Genomic DNA, 23,301 nt, shown 5'->3' on the forward strand with positions numbered 1-23,301 from the left:
GTGGATCATCGTGGCGTACGTACAGAGCATGTGAGGACGAAGGTGGCGGAACATTCAACCTCCCTTGAGGAGACATGGCGACAGGTTGTTGAAGACCTCCTGCGCCTTTCAGAGCAACCTGATTCAGGTATTCCGACCCTCAACGGCAGGGCACGAGGTTTTTTGAAACTGGTCAAACCCATCGCCCTGTTCAACGGGTTTGCTGTGCTCTCAACTCCCCATGCAATGGCGAAAGATGCTGTGGAAAAAGACCTCGGTGGCTACATCACCACAGTCTTGTCTGAGCGTATGGGCCGCCCCTACAGCCTGGCTGTAAGCATTGACCCAGGCGTGGAGGAACCTGACCCTGAGCCGCCGATTGTTGCCGCAACTCCGGAACCAGCGCAAGCTCATCCTGAGGGCATGTGGAACACGACGTCGATAAGCATGCCTGACCAGGCAGCAACCATCAGCCGAGGCAGGTTTACCCACGACGATGGGCGTCGTTTTACACGCGAGCCTGCAGGACCCGCGCCGCAGCAGGATCGGTCGCTAAACCCGCGCTACACCTTTGAGAACTTCGTCATAGGTTCCTCCAACCGGTTCGCGCACGCAGCAGCAGTGGCAGTGGCGGAAAATCCGGCGAATGCCTTCAACCCCCTGTTCATCTCTGGGGGCTCTGGCCTGGGGAAGACGCACCTTCTGCACGCGGCTGGCAACTATGCACAGGTGCTGCAGCCGGGCTTGCGTGTGAAGTATGTGTCCAGTGAGGAATTCACCAACGACTACATCAACTCCGTTCGCGATGACCGGCAAGAATCGTTCAAGCGTCGCTACCGCAACCTGGACATTTTGATGGTCGATGACATCCAATTCTTGGAAGGCAAAGAAGGAACCCAGGAAGAGTTCTTTCACACGTTCAACGCATTGCACCAGGCCAACAAGCAAATCATTTTGTCTTCGGACCGGCCTCCGAAGCAGCTGACCACGTTGGAAGATCGCCTGCGCACCCGCTTTGAAGGCGGGCTGATCACGGACATTCAGCCGCCGGATTTGGAAACACGCATCGCCATTCTGGAGAAGAAGGCCCAGATAGATCAGACAGTGATGGATCGTGACGTGCTGGAACTCATCGCCAGCCGATTTGAGGCATCCATCCGAGAGCTGGAAGGTGCACTGATCCGCGTGTCCGCGTACTCCTCACTCAACGGGGAGACCACTATCAGCCGCGAAATGGCCGAAATTGCGCTGCGCGACATCATGCCCGAGGCCCCTGACGTGGAAATCACAGCATCCACAATCATGGAGGTCACCGCCGATTATTTCGATGTTTCCCTTGATGCCTTGCGGGGATCAGGTAAAACCCGAGCAGTGGCCTATGCCCGACAGCTCGCCATGTACCTGTGTCGCGAGCTTACCGATCTTTCCCTACCCAAAATCGGGGATAACTTCGGTGGTAAAGACCACACCACTGTGATGTACGCCGACCGCAAGATTCGCAAAGAAATGACCGAAAAGCGGGACACGTACAACCAGATTCAGGAACTCACACAGATCATCAAAAACCGCGGGCGGTAAAGGAACCGCCAGCGGGGAGGGGTGCCGTAAAGAGGGACGTCGACAAGCAGGGGAGGGGTAGCTAGGGGGACTTTTGTGATTTTGCCGACGGCCTACCCCCGGAAGGGAAGGTTATCCACAGGTTTACTCACAGCTGTGTAATTACAAGAATGTAGTTCAGTGATCCTTGCCACTTTCTAGTGGTAGCTTGTGGATGACATGGGTTGTGCACAACCACGGCGAAAATGTGAAGAAAATTGGGATGACATGGGGATAGATTGTGGATAAATCTCAAGCAGCCAAATTTATCCACAAGACGCAAAAGTTATCCACAGGTTTTGCACATGGCTGTTCACACCACGTTTTCTGCGTGCTAGCTTGGATAACAAGCCCTCATCCACAGAGTGCACAGGACTTACTGTTCTTATTCTCTTAAAACTTGTAATTTCTCTAGAAGAAATAGGGCGTGGGGATAACAATGATCATGCGACCCTGCCACACAGGCTGCAAGCAAGGACGAGCAGACGAATAACAAAAGATGCGAGATTCAGTTTGCGGCGGCGGGCGGGTACGTTGGTGTTGTAATTCCACGCACTCGTGGCACCGTCAGATGGCGGAATCAGGGTGAGGTGTACGTTTCATTTTTCCTAGGAGCTAGACCAGCATGGACTCACAAGCGGTGTCATTTAGGGTTGACAAGGACGACTTCGCCAACGCAGTCGGGTGGGTTGCCCGTAGTCTGCCTGCCAAACCAGCTCAACCCGTGCTACGCGGCATGGTGATCACCGCTTCTGATGAAGGCTTGGAACTCGCCGGTTTTGACTACGAGGTATCCACACAGGTCAAGATCCCCGCCGAAGTCAACGAGGCCGGACGCATTGCCGTGGCTGGTAAGCTGCTCGCTGACATCACCGCCATGCTGCCGAACAAACCCGTGGAGCTACGTGTTGAGGGCAGCAACGTGCTGGTCACCTGCGGTTCCGCGCGTTTTGAAATTCCTGTAATCCCACTGGACGACTACCCGCAGTTGCCTCAGCTGCCGCACACCACCGGAAACATTGACCCTAAACTGTTCAGTGAAGCCGTCTCACAAGTGGCTATTGCTGCAGGTAGGGACGAAACCCTGCCCATGCTCACCGGCGTGCACATGGACATCAACGGCGACACCATGCTCCTCGCGGCCACCGACCGATTCCGCCTGGCTGTACGCACATTCGACTGGGAAGCCACCGACAAATCCGCAACTGCCAAGTTGCTCATCCCGGCAAAAACGCTGCTGGATAACGCGCGATCTATCGATTCCCAGGTGGGAAATGACCTGCACATTGCCGTCGGTGTGGGCGAACAACTTGGCAGGGAAGGACTCTTCGGTCTGCAGTCCGACGCCCGCCAAACAACCACCCGCATGCTGGACGCGGAGTTCCCGAACTTCCAGCCCCTGCTTCCTAAAACCCACGAATCCATGGCAGTTGTGCAGATCAGCCCCCTGCAAGACGCCATCCGGCGCGTCTCCGTGGTGGCCGACCGAAATTCCCAGATCACCATGCAATTCTCCGATGGTGAGCTTGTTCTTTCCGCCGGTGGTTCTGAGGCCGGGCATGCCGAGGAAAACCTGCCCTGCGCCTTCTTCGGCAACCCGTTGACCATTGCGTTTAACACTGGATACCTCAAAGACGGATTGTCTGTGATCCACACAGAAAACGTGATGTTTGGGTTCACCCAGCCATCCCGGCCCGCGATCCTGATTCCCGAACCAGAGACCGTCCCCGAGGCCGACGACAACGGAGTGTTTGCCACTCCCCAGACAAACCTGACGTACCTGCTCATGCCAGTCAGGCTTCCTGGATAAGCCCATTTACCGCCGTGTACCTGCGACACCTTGAACTGCGTGACTTCCGCTCATGGCCCGAACTTACCGTTGACCTGCATCCCGGCGTGACGGTGTTTGTGGGCCGGAACGGCCACGGAAAAACCAATGTGGTTGAGGCCGTCGGTTACCTCGCGCACCTGTCCTCGCACCGAGTTTCACAGGACGCCCCCCTGGTTCGAGCCACCGCAGACAACGCGCGCATCTCAGGAACGGCAGTTAATAATGGCCGTGAACTGACCGCCCACCTGCTGATTAATCCCAAAAAAGCAAACCAGGCACAGCTCAACCGCACTCGCCTGAGCACACCACGGCAACTCCTTGGGGTGGTGAAAACGGTGCTATTTGCGCCGGAGGACCTGGCACTGGTGCGCGGCGAACCCGCTGAACGACGCCGCTACCTCGACGAGGTTATGTCCACCCGCCAACCCCGCCTTGCCGGTGTCAAAGCCGACTATGACAAGGTTCTGCGCCAGCGAAACGCCCTGCTCAAATCCGCCAACCAGGCACTTCGTCGGGGCTACGGCAACGATGACGGCGCCAGCGCGCTTGCCACCCTCGATGTTTGGGACGGTCAGCTTGCCGCACTTGGTGCTCAACTAACGGCCGCAAGAATGCAGCTTGTCACAGACCTCGCTCCCCGCGTCCATGAGGCGTACCACACGCTCGCGCCGGAATCCCGCGAGGCCCACATCCATTACCGCAGTACGCTTATCGACGCCCCCGATGCTGCTGTTGATGTTGACGTGCTGGAAGCCACCATGCTTACCGAACTGGGGCACATGCGACAACGCGAAATCGAACGGGGACTTAGCCTTGTGGGACCACACCGCGACGACCTCGAACTGATGCTGGGCAGCCAGCCCGCTAAGGGGTTTGCCAGTCACGGTGAAACGTGGTCTTTTGCACTCTCTCTGCGGCTTGCTGTGTTTTCCCTGTTCAGGTCCGATGGCACCGACCCTATCTTGATCCTGGATGATGTGTTTGCTGAACTGGACACCCAACGACGCCGCGCACTGGTCGGCATTGCAACCACAGCTGAACAAGTGCTCATTACTGCGGCGGTGGGCGATGACCTGCCGGATAGCCTCGACGATGCCGTGGTGCACACCCACACCGTAAGGGCAATAGACAATGATGGAACACGAAAATCCGTGCTGGATGTGGAGGATATGACAGATGACCACGCCTGATGATTCCGTTTCCGCTGCCTTTTCGCACATTCGCGACGTTGCCCGCAAGCGTTTCGGTAAAGTCCCGGACCTGAGTCATCAGGGGCGTGCTACGCAGCCCACCCGCAGTGCTGTGCGTGGGCCACGAGAGGTGCGGGAGGTGGGGGCGTCGATACGCAAGCGCGGCAGGCCAACCGGGCCAGACGGGCGGGCGCTGCCGAAACGTCGTGACTACGAATCCCTGGATTCGGTGCTCAACCGCGAGATACAGCAACGCGGCTGGCAGCGGGAACTTGCTGGTGGCTGGGTGCATTCGCACTGGGAAGACGTGGTGGGTGCCAGGATTGCCGAGCACACGACAGTGGAGATGCTGAAGGGGAAATCCCTGTTTATTAGCTGTAATTCCACGGCGTGGGCGACGAACCTCCGCATGATGCAGCGGCAAATTCTCCAAACGATTACCCAGAAGGTCGGACCGAACGTGGTAGAGGAACTGAAGATCTTTGGCCCATCAGTCCCGAGCTGGCGAAAAGGCCCCCTCCATGTGAAAGGTCGGGGGCCGCGCGATACCTACGGATAAGGCTAAATTTCGTTTTCGGCGATTTAAAGGCGCTTAGACGCGTTGAAACCTAAGTCGTGTAGGGGGCCTAAGGGGTGTACTATAGAGGGGTCTATTAGAACATAATTTAGGAGTGTTGCATCACGTGTCTGCCACAGAGCACCATTATGACGCATCGTCGATCACTATCCTTGAAGGCCTTGAGGCAGTACGCAAACGCCCAGGTATGTACATTGGCTCCACCGGTGAACGCGGCCTCCACCACCTTGTGTGGGAGGTCGTCGACAACTCCGTTGATGAAGCCATGGCAGGCTACGCCACCAAAGTCGACGTCACACTGCTGGAAGACGGGGGAGTGGAAGTTGTTGACAACGGCCGCGGCATCCCCGTGGAAATGCACCCCACTGGTGCACCCACCGTTCAAGTGGTGATGACCCAGCTACACGCCGGCGGCAAATTCGACTCCGATTCCTACGCCGTTTCCGGTGGTCTACATGGTGTGGGTATCTCCGTGGTCAACGCTCTGTCCACCAAAGTGGAAGCCGACATCAAACGCGAAGGCTTCCACTGGTTGCAGAACTTCACCTACGCCATCCCTGAAGAACTCGTCAAAGGCGAACCCGCCAAAGGCACCGGCACATCTGTGCGATTCTGGCCGGACCCGGAAATTTTTGAAACCACCACCTTCAAATTCGACACCATCGCGCGGCGCCTTCAGGAAATGGCGTTCCTGAACAAAGGTCTCACCATCACACTGACCGACCTGCGCGCCACGGAAGAGGAAATCGAACTCGAAGACCTTGCGGCCGCAGGCGATGAAGCCCAAGCCGTGGACGGCGACGGTAGCGCTAGCGAGGCTGCTGGCGGGGAGCAATCCCTCGAAAAATTGGACCTGCTCGACGGGGCCACTGATGGTGATGGCGAGCAATCCACCGGCGAAGCAGCAGCTAAGACCACAAAAACCAAGCGACGTGTTTTCCACTACCCAGAGGGGTTGAAGGACTATGTGGAGTCACTGAACAAGTCCAAAACCCCCATCCACCCCACCATCGTTTCCTTTGAAGCAAAAGGTGAGGAACACGAGGTGGAAATCGCCATGCAGTGGAACTCCGGCTATGCGCAAAGCGTGCATACCTTTGCCAACACCATCAACACGATTGAAGGCGGCACTCACGAAGAAGGCTTCCGTGCGGCGCTGACCTCCTTGATGAACCGCTACGCTCGCGAACACCGCATGTTGAAGGAAAAAGAAGCCAACCTCTCCGGCGAAGACTGCCGCGAAGGACTCGCAGCTGTCATTTCCGTGCGCGTGGCCGATCCGCAATTCGAGGGCCAAACCAAAACCAAACTGGGCAACACCGAAGTGCGTTCCTTTGTGCAGCGCATGACCAACGAGCACATCGCACACTGGTTTGAAGCGAACCCGGCGGAAGCAAAAGCCATTATCACTAAGGCAGTTTCCTCCGCCCAGGCACGCTTGGCAGCCCGCAAAGCCCGCGACTTGGTGCGGCGCAAGTCCGCCACCGACCTTGGTGGCCTGCCCGGTAAACTTGCCGACTGTCGCTCCAAAGACCCGGTGAAATCCGAACTCTACATCGTGGAGGGTGACTCCGCCGGTGGCTCCGCAAAATCCGGCCGTGACTCCATGTACCAGGCCATCCTGCCGCTGCGCGGCAAGATCCTCAACGTGGAAAAGGCACGTTTGGACAAGGTGCTGAAAAACAATGAAGTTCAGGCAATCATCACCGCATTGGGTACTGGCATCCACGATGAATTTGATATTGCCAAGTTGCGTTACCACAAGATCATCCTCATGGCCGACGCCGATGTGGATGGGCAACACATTGCCACGCTACTGCTTACCCTGCTGTTCCGCTTTATGCCGCAGCTGATCGAGCAGGGCTATGTGTACCTGGCACAGCCACCGCTCTACAAACTCAAATGGGCCAAGGGTGAACCTGGATTCGCTTTCTCCGACTGGGAACGCGACCAGGAACTGGAGAAAGGACTCGCGGAAGGCCGCAAGATCAACAAAGACGACGGCATTCAACGCTACAAGGGTCTTGGTGAAATGAATCCCAAGGAACTGTGGGAGACCACCATGGACCCTTCAACCCGCATCCTGCGGCACGTGACCATGGAAGATGCCGCAGCCGCCGACGAATTGTTCTCCATCCTCATGGGTGACGATGTGATCGCACGCCGATCCTTTATCACCCGAAACGCCAAGGATGTACGTTTCTTGGACGTGTAACGGGATGTAAAAATACAAAAGTGGGCGACCACCCCTCGATTGTTGGGGAGTGGTCGCCCACTGTGTTGTTTAGCCTATTGGTTTTGGCCTGTTATGTTAACTAAAACTAGCCCGCGTATTTCTCTACAATCGGGCCAACCTTGGCGATGTTAGCCTCCACGACGCTGGCAATTTTGCCGCGAATCGGGCTGTACACCTTAGCCAGGGCAGCGGGGGCTTTCTCGGCCTGCTTGTCAGCTGTTTCCAGCACGGAGTTGGATAGGGCGCTGGAGTTTTCCTGCAGGTATGCCTCGAAGCTGTCGCCGTGCCCACCTTCTTTGAAGGTTGCCCAGTAGGGGTCAAGAGCTTCAGCGAGATCGGGGAGGAGGCGAGCAACAGCCTTGTTGACAATGTTGCTGTCCACCTTCTTAGCTGCGGACAGGGCACCTTTGATGACGGTGCCGGACACGCCGCCCTGTTCGCCGACGGTGTTGTCAACGAAGGTGCTGAGGTCTGCAATAACGGCCTCGCGGTGTGCATCGGATGTAAGGAAAGTAGACGGTGACGTCACCAGAACTCCTTCAATAGAAAAATTGGTTTACAAAGAGACTACCGAACAACAGCGCTTCTGCGGCCTTATTGGGCGGCGGGTTGTGAGGAACAGGTCTCTTGGGAGCCTTGACGGCGCTTCGATAACGGTGTTATCTTCGGCGTTGTAAGCAATATTCAACAAATGTTGAGCCAGTTCAAGGCATACGAGGATGAAACGATGGATGCCGCCATTGAAGCACAGGACCTAGGAATAAGCAGGGGTAGAATAAAAGCTAACACGGTGATCCCCCACATGACTTTCAGTGTTGAAACGGGGTCGGTCACCGGTCTGCTCGGCCCCTCAGGATGCGGAAAAACCACCCTCATGCGCGCCATCATTGGCGTGCAGCGCTACCAAAACACCCTCACAGTTCTGGGAAATCCCGCGGGTTCGCGCAGAAACCTCGGGCGCATCGGCTACGTCACGCAACAAGCCAGCATCTACCCAAACCTCAGCGTCAAAGCTAATCTTGATTATTTCGCCGCACTCAACCCGGTCAAAATAAAAGACCAGGTTGATGCGATTATCGACGTCCTGGGACTCGCTGCCGTTGCCCACCGTCCGGCGGCTCAGCTCTCGGGCGGGCAACGGGGACGGGTGTCCTTGGGGTGCGCGCTCGTCGGAAAGCCTGAGTTGCTGGTGTTGGATGAACCGACCGTCGGTTTGGATCCAGTAACCCGCGACGACATCTGGACCTACCTGCGGCAGCTTTCCGACACCGAAGGCACAACGCTCCTGGTGTCCAGCCACGTGATGGACGAGGCGCTGCGTTGCGATGCCGTACTCCTTATGCGCGAGGGTGCGTTACTCGCCCATGACACCCCGGCGGGGTTGCTGCGTACTGCAGGTACGGAGACTCTTGATGATGCATTCCTGGCCCTCATCAAAGCACAAGGGAAGTGAACCTCATGTCACTCACACTCATCACCGCACGACGTGTTATTGCCGAAGTTCTGAGAGATCGACGCACTGTAGCGCTTGTTTTGCTGGTGCCATCATTCATGTTGTGGTTGATGTACCTCATTTATGACGGCAACCGGCGACTTTTTGACAGCATTGCCGTGCTCATGCTGGGAGTATTCCCCATGCTTATGATGTTCATCATCGCCAGCGTGAGTATGCAACGTGAGCGCTCAAACGGCACCCTCGAACGCCTTTGGACCACGCGGCTCAGCCGCATTCAATTCCTCGCGGCCTACGGGATTTCCTTTAGCTTCTTCGCACTCCTGCAGTCGACCCTGCTGGTGGGGGTGGCGCACTGGCTACTCGACGTCACTACTGCCGCACCGCTCGGCTGGGTGTTTCTCGTCTCACCACTATCAGGCATTGTTGGTGGATCGCTGGGACTTATGACCAGTGCCTTTGCCAGTAATGAATTTCAGGCTGTGCAATTTATGCCTGTGGTTATCGTGCCGCAATTCCTGCTCAGTGGCGTGCTTGTCCCCCGGGACACCATGCTGAGGGGACTGGAAATAGTTTCCAATGTCCTGCCGCTATCCTACGTTATCGATGCCCTTCAAGAACTCGCGGCACAGCCTGAACTGGGGGACAACTACTGGAAAGACGTGGCCATTCTAGTGCTGTTCATCGTGGGGATCCTGGTGACTGCGGCACTCAGTATTCCGAGGCAAACCACCTAAAATCTGAGTTTATTCAGCTCAATCTTGCCCATCTGCAGGATCTGGTCGCGCGTGGTGGGATCGGCCATGAGCTCAGCTATGTTGTGTGGAACAACCTGCCAGGAGACGCCCCAGCGATCTACACACCAGCCGCAGCGCTCGGCTTCTGGCGCCGCAGACAAACCCGCCCAATAGTGATCGATCTCCTTTTGATCGCGACAGGAGACGATCATGGAGACCCCAGGCGTGAAAGTGAAGTCATGGAAAGTCCCAGAATCCATGGCTGCCATCCAGGTGCCGCGCAGGGTGAAATCGGTGAACATGACCGTACCTGGATCTATTGGTGCGCCCTCCTCGTAGCGGTGCAGAGCCCCACGGTGGGAGTTGTCGAACAGGGTAATCCAGGCGTCGGTGGCCTCTTCTGCGTTGGCGTGGTTGGTACCGCCGAACATGAAGGATGGGATGACGAAGGGGCGTGGCTCACCAGCTGGGTCAGTAAGCATGAGCTGCCACGTCATGCCGAAGCGGTCACGAACCCACGCATAGCGCGGCGAGAAGGGATACTCGCCCAGCTCCGTGAGCACGCCGCCGGTGTTCAGCTGTTCATAGAGTTCATCAAGGTAGGCGCGGGCCTGCTCCTCGCTGCCGAACAGAAGTGGGTCGAAGTTCAGGAAACAACTGATCGACGGATTCGGGGCATACTGATCGTCGCCGTTGATGAGTGAAAGCCGGAAACCGTGGATGCTGACTGTGGACGCGACCCCAGGAACCTGCTCGACGACGGATGCGTCGCGGAAGACGCTGGCGTAAAACTTGGCTGCCTCGTCTGCGGTACCGTTGCACCAGACGGCGGGGGTGATGAACTGATCCATACGGCCACCGTATCTGACGTGGATTGCAGCAGCCAGCATTCTGACGGTGTTCCACGGCAAACAGCCTAAAATGGCTGCATGACGCAGATTCCCGCCAAAGAACGAATCCTCAACGCCGCGCGACGGCAATTCGCCGTCACTGGATTCAGGGCTACAACGCTGCGGGCGATCGCTGCCGAAGCAGAGTGCGATGTGGCCCTGATCCCGCACTACTTTGGCAGTAAAGAACGACTCTTCCGTGCGGCCATAGAGTTTCCCATTGATGTGGAGACGATTGTGACGCGGATGAGTGACATTCCCTTCGAACAGCTGGGGGAGACCATGCTGAATGAAGCACTCTCTGTATGGGATTCCCCGCTGCTAGACCACATCATTGCTGCGTTCAAGCGCCAAATCGACTCCCCGCAGTTACTCTCCGACTTTGTGAACAACGCGCTATGGGTAGGAATCCGTACGCGTCTAGAAGGCATGGGGCTGGAGAAGGACGTGCTGGAAAAGCGGATAGGACTTGCCCAAACACAGTTCATTGGGCTGCTTGTTGGACGGTACGTGCTGAAGCTCCCCGGCCTTGTGGAGCAGAGCCGGGATGAGATTGTGCAGGCCATGGCACCAATCCTGCAAGGAATACTAAATGGCGACCACCATGGTTGAAAGCTCAAGGGGGGTGAAGCTTTCAACGACGGAGGCCGCCTCAGGTGTTGCAACTCTTCCTCCGCAGCAACATTAGTTAACTGCAATCACAACAGTCACAGATGTTACCTGTAAACACACAAGGACACAAGTGCGACACGCCGATGCCCGCGAAACGGGTGGGTAGATAGGTAGGATGACGAACATTCGGGGGTGGCGAGGGAGTTCCGATAGTAAATGCTCACCAAAATGTTGTTTCGAAGTGTAATTTTTGACTATTTGGTATGCATTTACTATGAGATGGAGTGCTCACCAGCCCCAACCCCTACGCATTAACCTGGTGAAATACCTCCACAGCTACTGCAGCTAACACATCATTGTTCTTGTTCAGCGGCTTCAATACCAGAATCACACGAGCAAGCTCATGTTCGACTGCAGCGAGGTCCCCACCATGAATGTCAATGCCGGAAATGGCGGCCGTTGTAACAGCGCTCGCGGCACATAATGCAGAGAAGTTTGTGATGCTGCAGTGGTGTTGGTGGCATACTTCGTCAGCAATGATCAGGAGTTGTTCAGGGGTGAGGCCGATCAGTCCACGCAACTCATAAATACTCTTATACTCACTCATTTCACCCTACTTACCTGCCGGATACGCCGTTCGAGGGTGGTGCGATCGGCGAGTGTGTTACGTGCAAGTTCGGCCACCTGGGCGTCGTTAAGCGTGCGGGCTGCAGTGGAGACGATGGCGCGGACGGCAGCTTCTTGTTTGCTGGTGCCGTGGGTTTCAGCGAGGAGGGTGAGCGCGCGGTCTTGGGCGGGTGTGAGGCGGAGGGTCATGGCCATGTGCATATGGTATCAGAATGGTATCATGCCACGTTGTTACGCGGCGGGATAATCGCTGACAGCGCCAATTTCACGTAGAATGGAGGGGAAAGTCTCTCAAGCTCAAGGAAACAGGTGAATTGTGAGCGACGATAATTTTGATGGTGGCGGCGACCTTTTTGACCGCATCCACCCGGTGGATATTGGCGAGGAGATGCAGTCGAGCTACATCGACTACGCCATGTCGGTCATTGTGGGTCGTGCCCTCCCGGAGGTGCGGGACGGTCTGAAGCCAGTGCACCGCCGCATTTTGTACGCGATGTTTGATAATGGCTACCGGCCGGAGCGTAGCTATGTGAAGTCGGCTAAGCCTGTCGCGGACACAATGGGTAATTACCACCCGCATGGTGATTCGGCTATTTACGACACATTGGTGCGTATGGCCCAGCCATGGTCAATGCGGTATCCGCTGGTGGACGGCCAGGGCAACTTCGGTTCGCGCGGTAACGATGGCCCGGCCGCCATGCGTTATACGGAGTCTCGCTTGACTCCGCTGGCCATGGAGATGGTGCGCGATATTCGTGAAAACACCGTGGATTTTGCTCCGAACTATGACGGCAAAACCACCGAACCAACAGTGCTCCCTTCGCGTGTACCTAACCTGTTGATGAATGGTTCCGGCGGTATTGCCGTGGGCATGGCCACGAACATTCCGCCGCATAACCTACGCGAATTGGCCGATGCAATTATTTGGATGCTGGACAACCCGGATGCTGATGAAGCTGCGGGGTTGGAAGCATGCATGGAGTACATTAAAGGCCCAGATTTCCCGACCGCTGGCCTTATTGTGGGGGACCAGGGCATTAAAGATGCCTACACCACTGGTCGTGGTTCAATTCGTATGCGCGGCGTGACCTCTATTGAAGAGGAAGGCAACCGCCAGACCATTGTGATCACGGAACTTCCGTACCAGGTCAACCCCGATAACATGATTTCCAACATCGCGGAGCAGGTGAATCAGGGCAAGCTTGTTGGCATTTCCAAGATTGAGGATGAATCCTCCGATCGTGTGGGTATGCGCATTGTGGTCACATTGAAGCGCGATGCTGTGCCGCGCGTGGTGCTGAATAACCTGTATAAGCACTCGCAGCTGCAAACCAGTTTCGGTGCCAACATGCTGTCTATTGTTGACGGCGTGCCCCGCACCCTGCGCATCGATCAGATGATCCGCTACTACGTGGCTCACCAAATTGATGTGATTGTTCGGCGCACCCAATTCCGTCTGGATGAGGCAGAAAAGCGCGCCCACATTCTGCGAGGCTTGGTCAAAGCACTGGACATGCTGGATGAGGTTATCGCCCTGATCCGCCGGTCCGAAACCGTGGACATTGCCCGCAACGGCCTGATGGACCTACTGGACATTGATGAGGTCCAGGCCGATGCCATTCTGGCTATGCAGCTGCGCCGTCTCGCCGCCCTGGAACGCCAGAAAATCATTGATGAATTGGCAGAGATTGAAGAAATCATCGCCGACCTGAAAGATATTCTCGCCCGCCCAGAGCGCCAGCGTGCCATTGTGCGTGACGAACTCAAAGAAATCGTGGATAAGCACGGCGACGATCGCCGCACCCAGATCGTGGCTGCTACCGGCGACGTGACCGAGGAAGACCTCATCGCCCGCGAAAACGTTGTGGTGACCATCACCTCCACGGGCTACGCGAAGCGCACCAAGGTTGACTCCTACCGCAACCAGAAGCGCGGCGGCAAAGGTGTGCGCGGCGCCGAACTCAAGCAGGACGACGTGGTGCGCAACTTCTTCGTCTGCTCCACGCACGATTGGATCCTGTTCTTCACCAACTACGGTCGCGTGTACCGCCTCAAGGCATACGAACTGCCAGAGGCATCCCGCACAGCCCGCGGCCAGCACGTGGCCAACCTGCTGGAATTCCAACCCGGCGAGCATATTGCGCAGGTGATCCAGATCCAGGGCTACGAGGACGCCGAATACCTGGTGCTCTCCACCGCCCATGGCCGCGTGAAGAAGTCCCGCCTGGCCGATTACGATTCCTCCCGCTCCGGTGGTTTGATTGCCATCAACCTCAACGAAGGCGACCGCCTCATCGGCGCGGCATTGTGTTCCGCAGACGACGACCTGCTGCTGGTCTCCGAGGAAGGCCAGGCAATTCGATTCACCGCCAACGATGACACGTTGCGCCCCATGGGCCGCGCCACCGCTGGCGTGAAGGGTATGCGCTTCCGTGGCGACGACCAGCTCCTGGCCATGTGCGTGGTCCGCGACGGCGACTACCTCCTGGTGGCCACTTCCGGTGGCTACGGCAAGCGCACTGCCATGGAGGAATACCCTGTCAAGGGCCGCGGCGGTTTGGGCGTGGTCACCTTCAAATACACCCCCAAACGTGGCAAGCTTATTGGTGCCCTGGCGGTGGATAGTGATGACCAAATCTTTGCCATAACCTCAGCCGGAGGTGTGATCCGCACCGAAGTTGGTCAGATACGTCCTTCGTCCCGCCAAACAATGGGCGTGCGACTAGTTAATCTAGAAAAAGACGTGGAGCTGTTCGCCATTGACCGCAACGTCGAAGGCGAAGGCGAAGAAACAGCCGAAGCTGTGGCAATCAACGACGCTCAAGCTCCCACACTTATCGACGCCCCCGACACCACAGCAGGCGAGGAGAGCTAATGGCCACCCGTAAAGTAACCGTTCACCGAATCTCACCCATGTCCATGTTCCGCACGGCACTGGCGCTATCCCTTGCCGGGTTGGTCGCATGGATCCTGTGCGTGGTCATCCTTTTCCTAGGGATGCAGCTCACCGGCGTCCTCGGGCGAGTCAATGACGGCTTCGGCGGTAGCGGCTTCCTCTCATTCGGCACGGTCCTCAGCATTGCAGCTCTCATCGGCGCTATTAACGCTCTGCTGGTTACCGCGTTGGCCCCCATCGGTGCTGTCCTGTACAACAGCTTCGTGGACCTGTTCGGCGGCCTCGTCGTGGAAACCAAAGACGGCGCCAACAGCTAACGCGCCGTTTATCGCTTATCGACGGCCCGGGTGCACCGTGGGCTGTCATAGTACATGTTGCAGCCACTGTGACATCTGGGAGACTTCCTGGTGTTGCGGTGGCTGTCGGCGTGCTCGTGGGGGTGCCTTCGAGTGGCGCGATGCCGTAGTATCAGCTACTATGTAAGTCAGTTCCGAAAAAAGGTAGTTAACCAGCGGATTTGCCTAGTTTCATTTAACTCGGTAAAGTTCTATCTCGTTCCAAGGGCCTATAGCTCAGGCGGTTAGAGCGCTTCGCTGATAACGAAGAGGTCGCAGGTTCGAATCCTGCTAGGCCCACCATTGGAACAAAGGGGCATTAGCTCAATTGGTAGAGCATCTGCTTTGCAAGCAGAAGGTCAGGAGTTCGATTCTCCTATGCTCCACCTGAGGGGGAAGTGTCGAACTCGTGCTTTCTGGCATAGGTTCGCACTTCCCCCGCTCTGTCCCCGCTGAGAAGGGCCCCTTCCAGGTCATCGAGCTCGATGTGCTTCTCGCTGTCGTAGTAGTAGGGCACGATGACGATCTGGTTCGGCCCGACGAAGACCTTGTCGACGAAGTAGTCGAACAGCTGGTCGCGTGTGTCGACGGTGTCGATCGTGGCTTCGGCGAACCTCTTGTAGAATGATCCGATTGAGACCTCGTCCTCGAAGAGGGTTGCCTTGACACGCTCGGTCTGGATCGCGGCGTCGAGTTCTTGTTTCTGGGCCTCCAGGGCGTTCATGGCCTCAGCGGTCGACGCGTTGAAGATCCCCTGGGCGATCGCCTTGACGAAGTTGGCGAGCTTGGCCTCGCTGGCTGTCGACCTAGCCGACCACTATCGCAAGACCCACGAGCGCGGCGATGAGGTCCTCAATGCGCTGGAGGCCCGCAGGAGGGACATCGAGGCGCACCTGACCGTGGTCATGGCCGCCCTGGCCGTCGCCCGACACCTCCAGGAGACCACCGGGATCAGCATCAAACGCATCATCCGCACCCTCAAGCCCCTCCAGGACGTCACCATCAACCTCAACGGCCACCACCTCACCGCCGCCGACCCCCTGACCCCCGAAGCCGAAGAAATCCTCACCGCCCTGAGCATCCCAACAGGGCACTAAAAACTGTGCAACTCAGGCCCGACTTCCCTGGGACGCACTATATGATAACCTTGCTGACGCCCAGTAGTCGAACAGCGGATATCTTCAACACCGCCCGAGAACCGCCCGCCCACGTGTCTGCCGACAGGAACACTCCTCATGACCGATACCAGCGTAACCGACGCACCCCGTTCAGCCACTGCAGTACCCCCTTCTGCGACCGTGGGCCGCTTCCTGCACTCCCTGACGCCCATGCGCTCACGCGACCCGCACGAGGAGCACCGGGTGGCCACCACCCTGGAGCTCCTCTACGACCTGACCCTGGTGATCGCCTTCGGCGTCAGCGGCGTCCAGATGGCGCATGCCCTGGCCTTAGGGCATGTGGCGGCGGGGCTGGCTGCCTTCAGCTTCGTCCAGTTCTGCACGATCTGGGCCTGGATGAGCTACTCCAGCTTCGCCTCCTCCTACGACACCGACGACTGGGGCGTGCGGTCGGGAGTCGCGGTCCAGATGGTGGGCGTCATCATGATGACCACGGGCATCCCCGCGCTCTACGAGGGCTTCGAGCACGGATGGCAGCTGCACTCCGGCACCATAGTGGTCGGGTACGTGGTCATGAGGGTCTCGCTGGTCGTGCTGTGGCTGCGGGCCGCGCGGGCCAACCCGGACCAGGCCCGCGCCTGCCGGATCCACGCCCTGTGGATCGTACTGGTCCAGGTGCTGTGGGTCGGCACGCTCTTCGTCCACCTCAACGCCCTGTCGCTCTTCATCGTCTCGGTCCTGCTGTTCACCATGGAGTTGGCGGTGCCGATGCACCTCGTGCGCCGCTACGACCACATGGCCTGGCACCCTCATCACCTGGCCGAGCGCTTCGGCCTGTTGACGATCATCACCCTGGGCGAGGTGCTGGTGGGAACCGCGCAGTCCGTAACCGCTCTGTACACCGAGCACGGCTGGTCGGCCTCCGCCGTGGTAGTCCTGGCCTCAGGAGTCTCGATCGCGCTAGGACTGTGGTGGGTCTACTTCGAGGTGCCCTTCGGCCAGGTCCTCCACAAGCACCCCACCAGGACCGTGACGGTCGCCTACGTCCACTTCATCCTCTTCGCCTCCCTGGCAGCGATCGGGGCGGGCCTGCACGTCGCCGCCCTGCGCGAGGAAGGACACGCAGTGATCTCGTCCACCGGCGCCGTCCTGAGCGTCGCGGTACCCGTGGCCGTGTTCGTTATCATCCTGTACGCACTCGTGGTCGCGGTGAACCTGCTCGCCCTGGGGCGCATCTACCAACTCATGCTGGGCCTGACCATCGCGGCCCTGGCCGGGTCGGTGCTCCTGTCCCTGGCCGGCGTCCCCTTCGAAGCCTGCCTGGCAGTCATCGTCCTGGCACCATGGATTAACGTGGCCGGCGTGGAGACCGTGGGGTCTTGGCATATGCACAAGCGCCTGGAGGTCGATGCATAGACCGCCGATTCATCGCACAGCCCTACGAATAACCGCACAAGCCCACCAGCCCACCGACACAACCGCTCCCGTCCCGAAGGACCCGCAGCACCCCGCCTGATCAGCTCTTCTCAGCGCTGCCGCCATCCGCGCCGTCCGGCGAAGGATCCCCGTCGGGAGCATTGGCGGGAGGGATGAGCCCGGCTCTTCTGGATTGCTCGAGGTATTTCCGATACAGGCAGTCCAACGCCTCGGCCATATCGACCCGGTTATCCACTTCCAGCACGGTGAGCTGCTCATTGGAAGACGGGTCGGGCACCGGCCCCACAGCGGGCGGCAGGTCAGGACGGCGCAGCCGCCTCTGCTCCGCCAGAAGGTAGGCGCACTCGACGGATGACAACGGCATGGTGTCCATGGTCAGCGGCGTCGGCGGGAAGCCCTCTATCTTCGAGATGAGCCAGCAGTAATAGCGGCGAATGGGCCGTAGATGCTTCCATCCTGAGTTGCACAGGTTGGGGTGGTTTGTGTTTCAGGGTGGGGTTTTTCGTTGGGATTGTGGGGGTGGGGTGGTCGTTTCGGGGCACTAAGGCGGCGGTAGGATCTGGTGGGTGAGTCCGTACCTGCGTCAGGTCAAGACAGCCTCGGGGGCCACGGCCGTGCAGGTCGTGGCCAAGGACCATGGTGTGCGCCGGATCGTGGAGCACCTGGGGTCGGCCCATGACGAGGCCGAGCTGGCTGCGCTGATGCGTCTGGGGCGCCAGCGGCTCCTGGCCGGCCAGCAGGTCCTGGACCTGGGGCCGGGTAACGCAAACCACGAGGCGAGAATCTCCGGGCTGATCTCCTTGTGGGTCCATAGCAGGACGTGGACGTGATCGGTACCGACGTCCTGGTCCTGGAGAATCCAGGCCCAGCCCTTGATGGTGCGGTGGCTGAAGCCCTTTTCCAGAGCGTCGAGAGTCCAGTCCGTCCCATCGAGGTGCTGGACGAACTTGTAGACGCGCACTGGGTGCTTGTCCTCCAGGAGGTTGATCATGTTGCTGTCACTCATGGCATGTTCCTTTCTGTTGAGCAGAGGACACGTGGCAGCCCATCGACCATGTTATATGAGGACCCAGCCGTCGGAAACGCATCGGTGCTTCTGTCCCCGGAAGAGGTACAGATGTACAGATTCGCGCAACGCGTTCTGTACCTGAACCCCACCGAATTGCGCCTGTGCGCGTAAGCCGTTTTCCCTGGTAGGACACGGTTTTAGGTTCAGGGGCAGGCGAAGAGGTACAGAAGGTACAAAGATGCACGCGTTCTACGTGAGAACATCTCTGTGCCATTGAGCTCCCGAAAGCTGCTACATCTGCTACAAGGGTCTGTTTCGGTTGGTACGTCAGGGGGAACGCTGTAGCAGCTCTTGCAGCGGCTCTGCTACGAACTGCTACCGTTTCTGCTGCTTCGCGACGGTTCGCCTGGTAAACGAGGGGAAACGGTGTAGCGCGACGTGTAGCAGAACCAGTGCGCGAGTGGCTATCAAAACTGCTACAGGGGCCAGCGGGGGAGAGATCGGCGGAGGTCATCGTGCCACCGCCTTCGAGGCAGACGTCTCGACCCGGTTGGCGTCGAGCCAGGTTCGCAGGTCATCGAGACGGTAGAGCGTACGCGAGTGGGGCGTACCGACGCGAACGAAGACCGGGCCGACGCCCTGTGTGCGCCAGTTAGAGAGTGTGCGCGGGCTGACACCGATGAGGGCTGCGGCCTCCGTGGCCGGGACCGAGAGCGTGGATAAATCGTTGATCGTCTGGGGAGTAGACATAGTTCACCCCGTGGGTGAACCTCGCCAGAACGGTCTTACGTCTCCTATGCAACGGCCATATCGGTTCGTCGTGCTTCTGTGCCTGCCGGTCCGATGAGTTCCGCCCTGCGAGATTCGGCGGCAGCTGGGATTTCGTCGTACATCGGGTGACCTGACACCTTGGCGCTTCGTGGTAAGTCTTGTGCGCCAATCCTACCAAGCATGTCAACTGCGGGTCAACTGAGTGGTGCTCCAGTCTGTTTCTGCCGCATCGCCGCCTTACGCAGACAGCGCCACCAGCAGTAGGTGGTCTTGCGCCGGGATGAGTTCGACACGTGCACCCTGAGCCCCACAGCGTAACCGCTGGGTCTTAGATGTGAGACCCAGCGGTTTTGTTTGTTTGAGGGGTTGACATTGGTTCTCGCCGTTGCTGTTTGATAGACCATAACCTGCACCAATGCCATACCCTAACCCCATATGTACACTCAATCGACATATCCCCCCAATATGTCGATTTTTCCGCTCAAAATCGACATATCACTGCATCGCTCCTGGTCTAGGGCGCGGGGAGAACGTCGAGTGCGCGTTGGTTGATGAATACCTTCTGCCGTCCGTGCTTCACTTCGACGAGGATCCCAAGATCCGCAAGAGTGCTCAGCCAGTGTGCGGCTGTTTGGCGTTTCGCCAGGCCAGCCTCCTCAATGTTTTTGATACGGATGTAGGGGTGGGTGAACAGGAGTTCTGCGAGTTCCTTGGCCGGGCTGATGCCAGCTTTTTCGCGAAGCTCAGAGGCTGTCTGGTCTTGTAGTCGCCAAAGTTTCTCAATAAGCGTTGACGCAGTGCGCGCAGATTCTTCAATACCTTTGACAAGGAAGATGATCCATTCTTCCCATGCCCCTTCAGTGGTGACGGCGCGTAAAAGCCCGTAGTAGTCGGCCTTGTTGTTCACAATGTAGCCGGATAGATACAAAACTGGTAGGCGAAGTAGCCCTTCTTGCACCAAGAGCAAGATGTTGAGAATGCGTCCCGTTCGCCCATTACCGTCATAGAACGGGTGGATGGCTTCAAACTGGTAATGCAGCAGTGCCAACAAAACAAGCGGGTCAAGTCCATGGTCAGAGTAGATGAAGCGTTCCCATTGGCTTAGGTGCTGTTCAATGATCTCTTTACCTTCCGGCGGGGTATAGAACTTGATTTTTTTTACCGGATCGCCAATGTACGTGCCAGGCATGGATCGCACTACTGCAGGTGCGTCGTGCAGGGCGGAACAGACCTGCTGCGCGGTGTGGATTGATAGTGGGCGTGTTGCTAAAGATTCCACACCTAAGTGAAGTGCCTTGTTGTATCGCAAAGCTTCTTTGGTCGCGGGTGTTGGTTCGGCGTCCACTGCATAGGCGGCGCGGAAAAGCTCGTCGTTGGTGGTCACAATGTTTTCAATTTCGCTGGAGGCTTGGGCTTCTCGTAGCGGAATTGTTGAGGTGATAATGGCCGGATTAGAAATGAGACGACATGCAGAATCCAGTGCGCCAAGTTCTTTATTGGCGGCGATGACGGCCTTGAGTACCGCGACAGTTTCTACTTCGTCACGCGGCGGTAGTGGCGGCAGGTTGTTGTACGGGATATTTGGGTCGAACGGGCTGTGGTCGCTCATGTCTAGAGAATAAACATATCCCCCGAATATGTCGATTTTCCCGCCCAAAATCGACATATCACTGCATCGTCGCTGCTAGAGCAACCCCTAGAATCTACTTTTCGTCGTTATCCTCAGGCGTCTGGGTGGTGTAGACCAGCCGTGATTCGACGTAGTCGTCGCGGGAGTGTTCTTCCACGCGGGGCGGCTCGGTGCCGGGTTCTTCCGCGGTGCTGCGTGCCCACCAGTAGTAGATACCGCCTGCGATCCCCGCGAAGAGGGTGCCAAACAAGGCGAACTTGCCTAGTTTGCCGACTTTGCGGCAGCACTTTTTCTTTCCTGCTTTTTTGGCTGCGCGCTTTTCCAGTTTCGCGGCTTTGCGGCGGGCTGCACGGGACAGTTTTTTGCCGGTGGCACTGGTTTCTTTGACGAGTTCTTGGCGGCGATTGTTCAGTTCTTCACCGATGTCACCTGCGATTTCGCGGACGTTGGCGCGGAGGGAGTGGTAGGTGTTCGCGGCGTCGTTAAGCACCTCGGAGGTGGCATCGTAGGCTTCAGCGGTTTTGCGGTTGCGATAGTCTTTGAAGGTGCGGTAGGCGGTTTTCCCGGTTTTGTAGGCGAGACGCACTGTTTGTGGAGTCATCCGTTGTCCTTTCGGTGGGTTTTCATCCAGGGTAGCGATATTTCCTTGCGGGTGACAGCAGGAGGGGTGTTCATTACGATGGTGTGCATGACAAAGAAAACCGCTACGGCGATTATGCACACCAATCGTGGTGATATTGCCATTGAGCTTTTTGGAAACCATGCCCCTGTGACTGTTGAGAATTTTGTTGGGTTGGCTCAGGGCTCGAAGGAGTACCAGGCCCCGAATGCCGCTGGCAATGCTGAGGGTCCATTCTATGACGGGTCGATCTTCCACCGTGTCATTGATGGCTTCATGATCCAGGGCGGCGACCCCACCGGCACCGGTCGCGGTGGCCCCGGCTACCAGTTCGCCGACGAGTTCCACCCCGAGCTGAGCTTTGACCGTCCGTACCTGTTGGCCATGGCGAATGCTGGCCCCGGCACCAACGGTTCGCAGTTCTTCATCACTGTGAATGCGGACGCAACTCGTCACCTGACCAACCATCACACCATTTTCGGTGAGGTCACTGACCCAGAGTCCCAGAAAGTTGTGGACGCCATCGCCACAACCCCCACCGCTCCCGGTGACCGCCCGGTAGAGCCTGTGGTGATTGAAAGCATCGAAATCACTGAATAAAGCTTTCCGCACTTGTTGCGGCCCTGCTCGTTTATTGCTTATCGACGCTCGCTCGTTGTCAGCAATCCACAGCAGGGCCGCTGTTTTTATGCGTACCTAAAGGAGGAGATAGTGCGCGAAGTCAAAAGGGTGCTTCGCCGGTTGTTTAGGCAAGCACCCGCAACCTTTACCCTATGCGCCGCCAACGTGGTGGTGTACCTGCTGACGGCAGTGCAATCCCTGTCGTTTCTACACAATCTTGATGAAAGCTCGCTCGCCCAGCATTGGGTGCTGTACCTGCCGGACATGGTGGACAGCATCGTCGGGCCGTTGCGTGCAGTGGGGGCGACATTCCTTCATGATGGACCAGCTCATCTGTTGTTTAACATCGTGATGATCTACCTGCTGGGCAGGGAAGTGGAAAAGAAAATAGGCCACGCGCTATTTTCCACAGTCTATTTTGCTGGGGGTGTGTCCGGTTCGGCGCTATCGGTGTGGTTGGATCCGCAGCATGCGGTAGTGGGGGCGTCGGGAAGCGCCTATGCGCTGATGGCGGTGTTCGCTGGGCTGGCAGCGAAACGGCGGGGGAGTACCGACCTTCGGGGAGCCATTACATTGATCCTGGTCAATCTAGGTTTCAGCGTGCTCAGCCCGGGAGTCTCGCTGGCCGGGCACGCTGGTGGATTGACAGCGGGGATTGTGATGGCGGTGGTGCTCACCATTGCCAGAACCATGCTCATGCGCTGGGGTGGTGTGCTGGCCGTGTTTGGGTCGGTAGTGGGGGCGTTGATGACACGCGTTATTGAGTTCGCGGATCAGTTTTCCACAGGGGGCCTGTGGAATTCACTGCACTAAATCCACTGGCCTGTGAGTAGTTACGGATCAGTTGTCCACCGCCCGTGGGGATATTTTGTTGATATATCCCCACCGGTAGGTTATCCACAGTAGTTATCCACATTGTGGACAATAGCAGGAGTGGTGCATACCAGCGGGCTATCTAAAACCCTGATGAAATAAGGGTTGTACGTGCAAAAACCGCTGGTTACTCGAACGTGTGACCGCGCAGCGAGACTAGTGCACAGGTTTATCCACAGGCTGTGGAAACGGTGTGAAAAGAGTATCCTGGGCAAAAATTCACATGTTCTTTCACAGCCTGTGGATAACTTTCCCCACACACGG

23 protein-coding genes, 2 tRNA genes and 2 pseudogenes are annotated in these 23,301 nt (G+C 57.6%); 18 read left to right on the forward strand and 9 right to left on the reverse strand.

Annotated elements, in window-relative coordinates; translation table 11 throughout:
- Nucleotides 1-42: 42 nt before the first annotated feature.
- The 5 genes from dnaA (at nt 43) to gyrB (ending at nt 7,388) form a co-directional block, all read left to right on the forward strand.
- Nucleotides 43-1,557 carry a chromosomal replication initiator protein DnaA gene (gene dnaA / locus CDUR_RS00005; protein ID WP_040358297.1) on the forward strand — a complete coding sequence of 505 codons (1,515 nt, stop codon included), beginning with the start codon at nt 43-45 and terminating at the stop codon, nt 1,555-1,557.
- Between the two features lie 643 nt (nt 1,558-2,200).
- Nucleotides 2,201-3,385: a DNA polymerase III subunit beta gene (gene dnaN, locus CDUR_RS00010; RefSeq protein WP_006061639.1), complete on the forward strand. Its 1,185-nt coding sequence runs from the start codon at nt 2,201-2,203 to the stop codon at nt 3,383-3,385.
- Nucleotides 3,386-3,399: 14 nt separating this feature from the next.
- Nucleotides 3,400-4,596 carry a DNA replication/repair protein RecF gene (recF, locus tag CDUR_RS00015; RefSeq protein WP_179418509.1) on the forward strand — a complete coding sequence of 399 codons (1,197 nt, stop codon included), beginning with the start codon at nt 3,400-3,402 and terminating at the stop codon, nt 4,594-4,596.
- A complete protein-coding gene (locus tag CDUR_RS00020; protein ID WP_179418510.1) occupies nt 4,583-5,155 on the forward strand; it encodes a DciA family protein in 573 nt (190 codons plus the stop codon). Before recF ends, CDUR_RS00020 begins: the two co-directional genes overlap by 14 nt.
- Before the next feature lie 124 nt (nt 5,156-5,279).
- Entirely contained in the window at nt 5,280-7,388 is a 2,109-nt protein-coding gene (gene gyrB / locus CDUR_RS00025) for a DNA topoisomerase (ATP-hydrolyzing) subunit B (protein ID WP_179418511.1), read from the forward strand.
- Nucleotides 7,389-7,494: 106 nt separating this feature from the next.
- Here the strand turns inward: gyrB and CDUR_RS00030 are convergent, their stop codons facing one another.
- Nucleotides 7,495-7,938 (reverse strand): DUF6918 family protein, encoded by a 444-nt coding sequence (locus CDUR_RS00030; protein ID WP_006061635.1) that lies wholly within the window; start codon nt 7,936-7,938, stop codon nt 7,495-7,497.
- A gap of 162 nt (nt 7,939-8,100) precedes the next feature.
- On the opposite strand from CDUR_RS00030, the gene CDUR_RS00035 reads away from it, so the two are divergent.
- Both CDUR_RS00035 and CDUR_RS00040 read left to right on the forward strand, forming a co-directional pair.
- Nucleotides 8,101-8,862, forward strand: a complete 762-nt coding sequence (locus CDUR_RS00035) for an ABC transporter ATP-binding protein (protein WP_179418512.1) — start codon at nt 8,101-8,103, stop codon at nt 8,860-8,862.
- Nucleotides 8,863-8,867: 5 nt separating this feature from the next.
- Complete coding sequence (locus CDUR_RS00040; RefSeq protein ID WP_040358435.1) at nt 8,868-9,599, forward strand: ABC transporter permease; 732 nt, start codon at nt 8,868-8,870, stop codon at nt 9,597-9,599.
- Here CDUR_RS00040 and CDUR_RS00045 read toward each other — a convergent pair.
- Nucleotides 9,596-10,450, reverse strand: coding sequence for a VOC family protein (locus CDUR_RS00045; protein WP_179418513.1), 855 nt, complete (start codon nt 10,448-10,450; stop codon nt 9,596-9,598). The two genes, CDUR_RS00040 and CDUR_RS00045, sit on opposite strands and share 4 nt — an antisense overlap.
- A gap of 78 nt (nt 10,451-10,528) precedes the next feature.
- Here CDUR_RS00045 and CDUR_RS00050 point away from each other — a divergent pair, with 78 nt between their 5' ends.
- On the forward strand, nt 10,529-11,101 hold the full coding sequence (locus CDUR_RS00050) for a TetR/AcrR family transcriptional regulator (RefSeq protein WP_179418514.1): 573 nt from the start codon (nt 10,529-10,531) through the stop codon (nt 11,099-11,101).
- A gap of 304 nt (nt 11,102-11,405) precedes the next feature.
- Here the strand turns inward: CDUR_RS00050 and CDUR_RS00055 are convergent, their stop codons facing one another.
- Together CDUR_RS00055 and CDUR_RS00060 are read right to left on the reverse strand one after the other, a co-directional pair.
- Entirely contained in the window at nt 11,406-11,708 is a 303-nt protein-coding gene (locus CDUR_RS00055) for a hypothetical protein (RefSeq protein ID WP_006061630.1), read from the reverse strand.
- Entirely contained in the window at nt 11,705-11,923 is a 219-nt protein-coding gene (locus CDUR_RS00060; RefSeq protein ID WP_179418515.1) for a CopG family transcriptional regulator, read from the reverse strand. Before CDUR_RS00060 ends, CDUR_RS00055 begins: the two co-directional genes overlap by 4 nt.
- 121 nt (nt 11,924-12,044) lie before the next feature.
- Here CDUR_RS00060 and gyrA point away from each other — a divergent pair, with 121 nt between their 5' ends.
- From gyrA to CDUR_RS00080, 4 genes are all read left to right on the forward strand, one after another.
- Nucleotides 12,045-14,603 carry a DNA gyrase subunit A gene (gyrA, locus tag CDUR_RS00065; protein ID WP_179418516.1) on the forward strand — a complete coding sequence of 853 codons (2,559 nt, stop codon included), beginning with the start codon at nt 12,045-12,047 and terminating at the stop codon, nt 14,601-14,603.
- The gene (locus CDUR_RS00070; RefSeq protein WP_179418517.1) at nt 14,603-14,941 is read left to right on the forward strand and encodes a DUF3566 domain-containing protein; all 339 of its coding nucleotides are present in this window, start codon (nt 14,603-14,605) and stop codon (nt 14,939-14,941) included. Before gyrA ends, CDUR_RS00070 begins: the two co-directional genes overlap by 1 nt.
- A 244-nt stretch (nt 14,942-15,185) precedes the next feature.
- Nucleotides 15,186-15,262: transfer RNA gene (locus tag CDUR_RS00075), tRNA-Ile, on the forward strand.
- A gap of 10 nt (nt 15,263-15,272) precedes the next feature.
- Nucleotides 15,273-15,345: transfer RNA gene (locus tag CDUR_RS00080), tRNA-Ala, on the forward strand.
- Here CDUR_RS00080 and CDUR_RS00085 read toward each other — a convergent pair.
- Entirely contained in the window at nt 15,336-15,683 is a 348-nt protein-coding gene (locus CDUR_RS00085) for a hypothetical protein (RefSeq protein ID WP_179418518.1), read from the reverse strand. The genes CDUR_RS00080 and CDUR_RS00085 overlap by 10 nt on opposite strands.
- 145 nt (nt 15,684-15,828) lie before the next feature.
- On the opposite strand from CDUR_RS00085, the pseudogene CDUR_RS12940 reads away from it, so the two are divergent.
- Nucleotides 15,829-16,056, forward strand: a pseudogene (locus CDUR_RS12940) (IS1634 family transposase); the annotation flags it as partial.
- Nucleotides 16,057-16,194: 138 nt separating this feature from the next.
- On the forward strand, nt 16,195-17,493 hold the full coding sequence (locus CDUR_RS00095; protein ID WP_179418519.1) for a low temperature requirement protein A: 1,299 nt from the start codon (nt 16,195-16,197) through the stop codon (nt 17,491-17,493).
- 100 nt (nt 17,494-17,593) lie between these two features.
- Here CDUR_RS00095 and CDUR_RS00100 read toward each other — a convergent pair whose 3' ends face one another.
- Complete coding sequence (locus CDUR_RS00100; protein ID WP_233452960.1) at nt 17,594-17,887, reverse strand: hypothetical protein; 294 nt, start codon at nt 17,885-17,887, stop codon at nt 17,594-17,596.
- A 193-nt stretch (nt 17,888-18,080) separates the two neighbouring features.
- On the opposite strand from CDUR_RS00100, the pseudogene CDUR_RS12945 reads away from it, so the two are divergent.
- Both CDUR_RS12945 and CDUR_RS00110 read left to right on the forward strand, forming a co-directional pair.
- Nucleotides 18,081-18,266: pseudogene (locus CDUR_RS12945) on the forward strand (IS1634 family transposase); the annotation flags it as partial.
- Nucleotides 18,267-18,340: 74 nt separating this feature from the next.
- Entirely contained in the window at nt 18,341-18,694 is a 354-nt protein-coding gene (locus CDUR_RS00110) for a hypothetical protein (protein WP_179418520.1), read from the forward strand.
- 339 nt (nt 18,695-19,033) lie between these two features.
- On the opposite strand, the gene CDUR_RS12905 is transcribed toward CDUR_RS00110, so the two are convergent.
- From CDUR_RS12905 to CDUR_RS00120, 3 genes are all read right to left on the reverse strand, one after another.
- Nucleotides 19,034-19,273 carry a helix-turn-helix transcriptional regulator gene (locus CDUR_RS12905; protein ID WP_179418521.1) on the reverse strand — a complete coding sequence of 80 codons (240 nt, stop codon included), beginning with the start codon at nt 19,271-19,273 and terminating at the stop codon, nt 19,034-19,036.
- Nucleotides 19,274-19,808: 535 nt separating this feature from the next.
- Nucleotides 19,809-20,903: a Fic family protein gene (locus tag CDUR_RS00115; protein WP_425551741.1), complete on the reverse strand. Its 1,095-nt coding sequence runs from the start codon at nt 20,901-20,903 to the stop codon at nt 19,809-19,811.
- A 94-nt stretch (nt 20,904-20,997) separates the two neighbouring features.
- Entirely contained in the window at nt 20,998-21,525 is a 528-nt protein-coding gene (locus tag CDUR_RS00120) for a hypothetical protein (protein WP_179418523.1), read from the reverse strand.
- 87 nt (nt 21,526-21,612) lie between these two features.
- Between CDUR_RS00120 and CDUR_RS00125 the strand changes: the two genes are divergently transcribed.
- Entirely contained in the window at nt 21,613-22,143 is a 531-nt protein-coding gene (locus CDUR_RS00125; RefSeq protein WP_040358425.1) for a peptidylprolyl isomerase, read from the forward strand.
- A gap of 111 nt (nt 22,144-22,254) precedes the next feature.
- Nucleotides 22,255-22,977: a rhomboid family intramembrane serine protease gene (locus CDUR_RS00130; protein WP_179418524.1), complete on the forward strand. Its 723-nt coding sequence runs from the start codon at nt 22,255-22,257 to the stop codon at nt 22,975-22,977.
- Nucleotides 22,978-23,301 lie beyond the last annotated feature (324 nt).

The organism is Corynebacterium durum, assembly GCF_030408675.1.
GTDB classification, from domain to species: Bacteria; Actinomycetota; Actinomycetes; order Mycobacteriales; family Mycobacteriaceae; genus Corynebacterium; species Corynebacterium durum.

What these genes read in the sequence shown, in the direction of transcription:
- CDUR_RS00100 (WP_233452960.1), bottom strand. Translation starts at nt 17,887, where the DNA reads ATGGACACCATGCCGTTGTCATCCGTCGAGTGCGCCTACCTTCTGGCG.
- CDUR_RS00115 (WP_425551741.1), bottom strand. Translation starts at nt 20,903, where the DNA reads ATGAGCGACCACAGCCCGTTCGACCCAAATATCCCGTACAACAACCTG.
- CDUR_RS00125 (WP_040358425.1), top strand. Translation starts at nt 21,613, where the DNA reads ATGACAAAGAAAACCGCTACGGCGATTATGCACACCAATCGTGGTGAT.
- CDUR_RS00055 (WP_006061630.1), bottom strand. Translation starts at nt 11,708, where the DNA reads ATGAGTGAGTATAAGAGTATTTATGAGTTGCGTGGACTGATCGGCCTC.
- dnaN (WP_006061639.1), top strand. Translation starts at nt 2,201, where the DNA reads ATGGACTCACAAGCGGTGTCATTTAGGGTTGACAAGGACGACTTCGCC.
- CDUR_RS00085 (WP_179418518.1), bottom strand. Translation starts at nt 15,683, where the DNA reads ATGAACGCCCTGGAGGCCCAGAAACAAGAACTCGACGCCGCGATCCAG.
- CDUR_RS00040 (WP_040358435.1), top strand. Translation starts at nt 8,868, where the DNA reads ATGTCACTCACACTCATCACCGCACGACGTGTTATTGCCGAAGTTCTG.
- CDUR_RS00050 (WP_179418514.1), top strand. Translation starts at nt 10,529, where the DNA reads ATGACGCAGATTCCCGCCAAAGAACGAATCCTCAACGCCGCGCGACGG.
- CDUR_RS12905 (WP_179418521.1), bottom strand. Translation starts at nt 19,273, where the DNA reads ATGTCTACTCCCCAGACGATCAACGATTTATCCACGCTCTCGGTCCCG.
- CDUR_RS00060 (WP_179418515.1), bottom strand. Translation starts at nt 11,923, where the DNA reads ATGGCCATGACCCTCCGCCTCACACCCGCCCAAGACCGCGCGCTCACC.
- CDUR_RS00045 (WP_179418513.1), bottom strand. Translation starts at nt 10,450, where the DNA reads ATGGATCAGTTCATCACCCCCGCCGTCTGGTGCAACGGTACCGCAGAC.
- CDUR_RS00020 (WP_179418510.1), top strand. Translation starts at nt 4,583, where the DNA reads ATGACCACGCCTGATGATTCCGTTTCCGCTGCCTTTTCGCACATTCGC.
- CDUR_RS00070 (WP_179418517.1), top strand. Translation starts at nt 14,603, where the DNA reads ATGGCCACCCGTAAAGTAACCGTTCACCGAATCTCACCCATGTCCATG.
- CDUR_RS00120 (WP_179418523.1), bottom strand. Translation starts at nt 21,525, where the DNA reads ATGACTCCACAAACAGTGCGTCTCGCCTACAAAACCGGGAAAACCGCC.
- CDUR_RS00035 (WP_179418512.1), top strand. Translation starts at nt 8,101, where the DNA reads ATGTTGAGCCAGTTCAAGGCATACGAGGATGAAACGATGGATGCCGCC.
- CDUR_RS00095 (WP_179418519.1), top strand. Translation starts at nt 16,195, where the DNA reads ATGACCGATACCAGCGTAACCGACGCACCCCGTTCAGCCACTGCAGTA.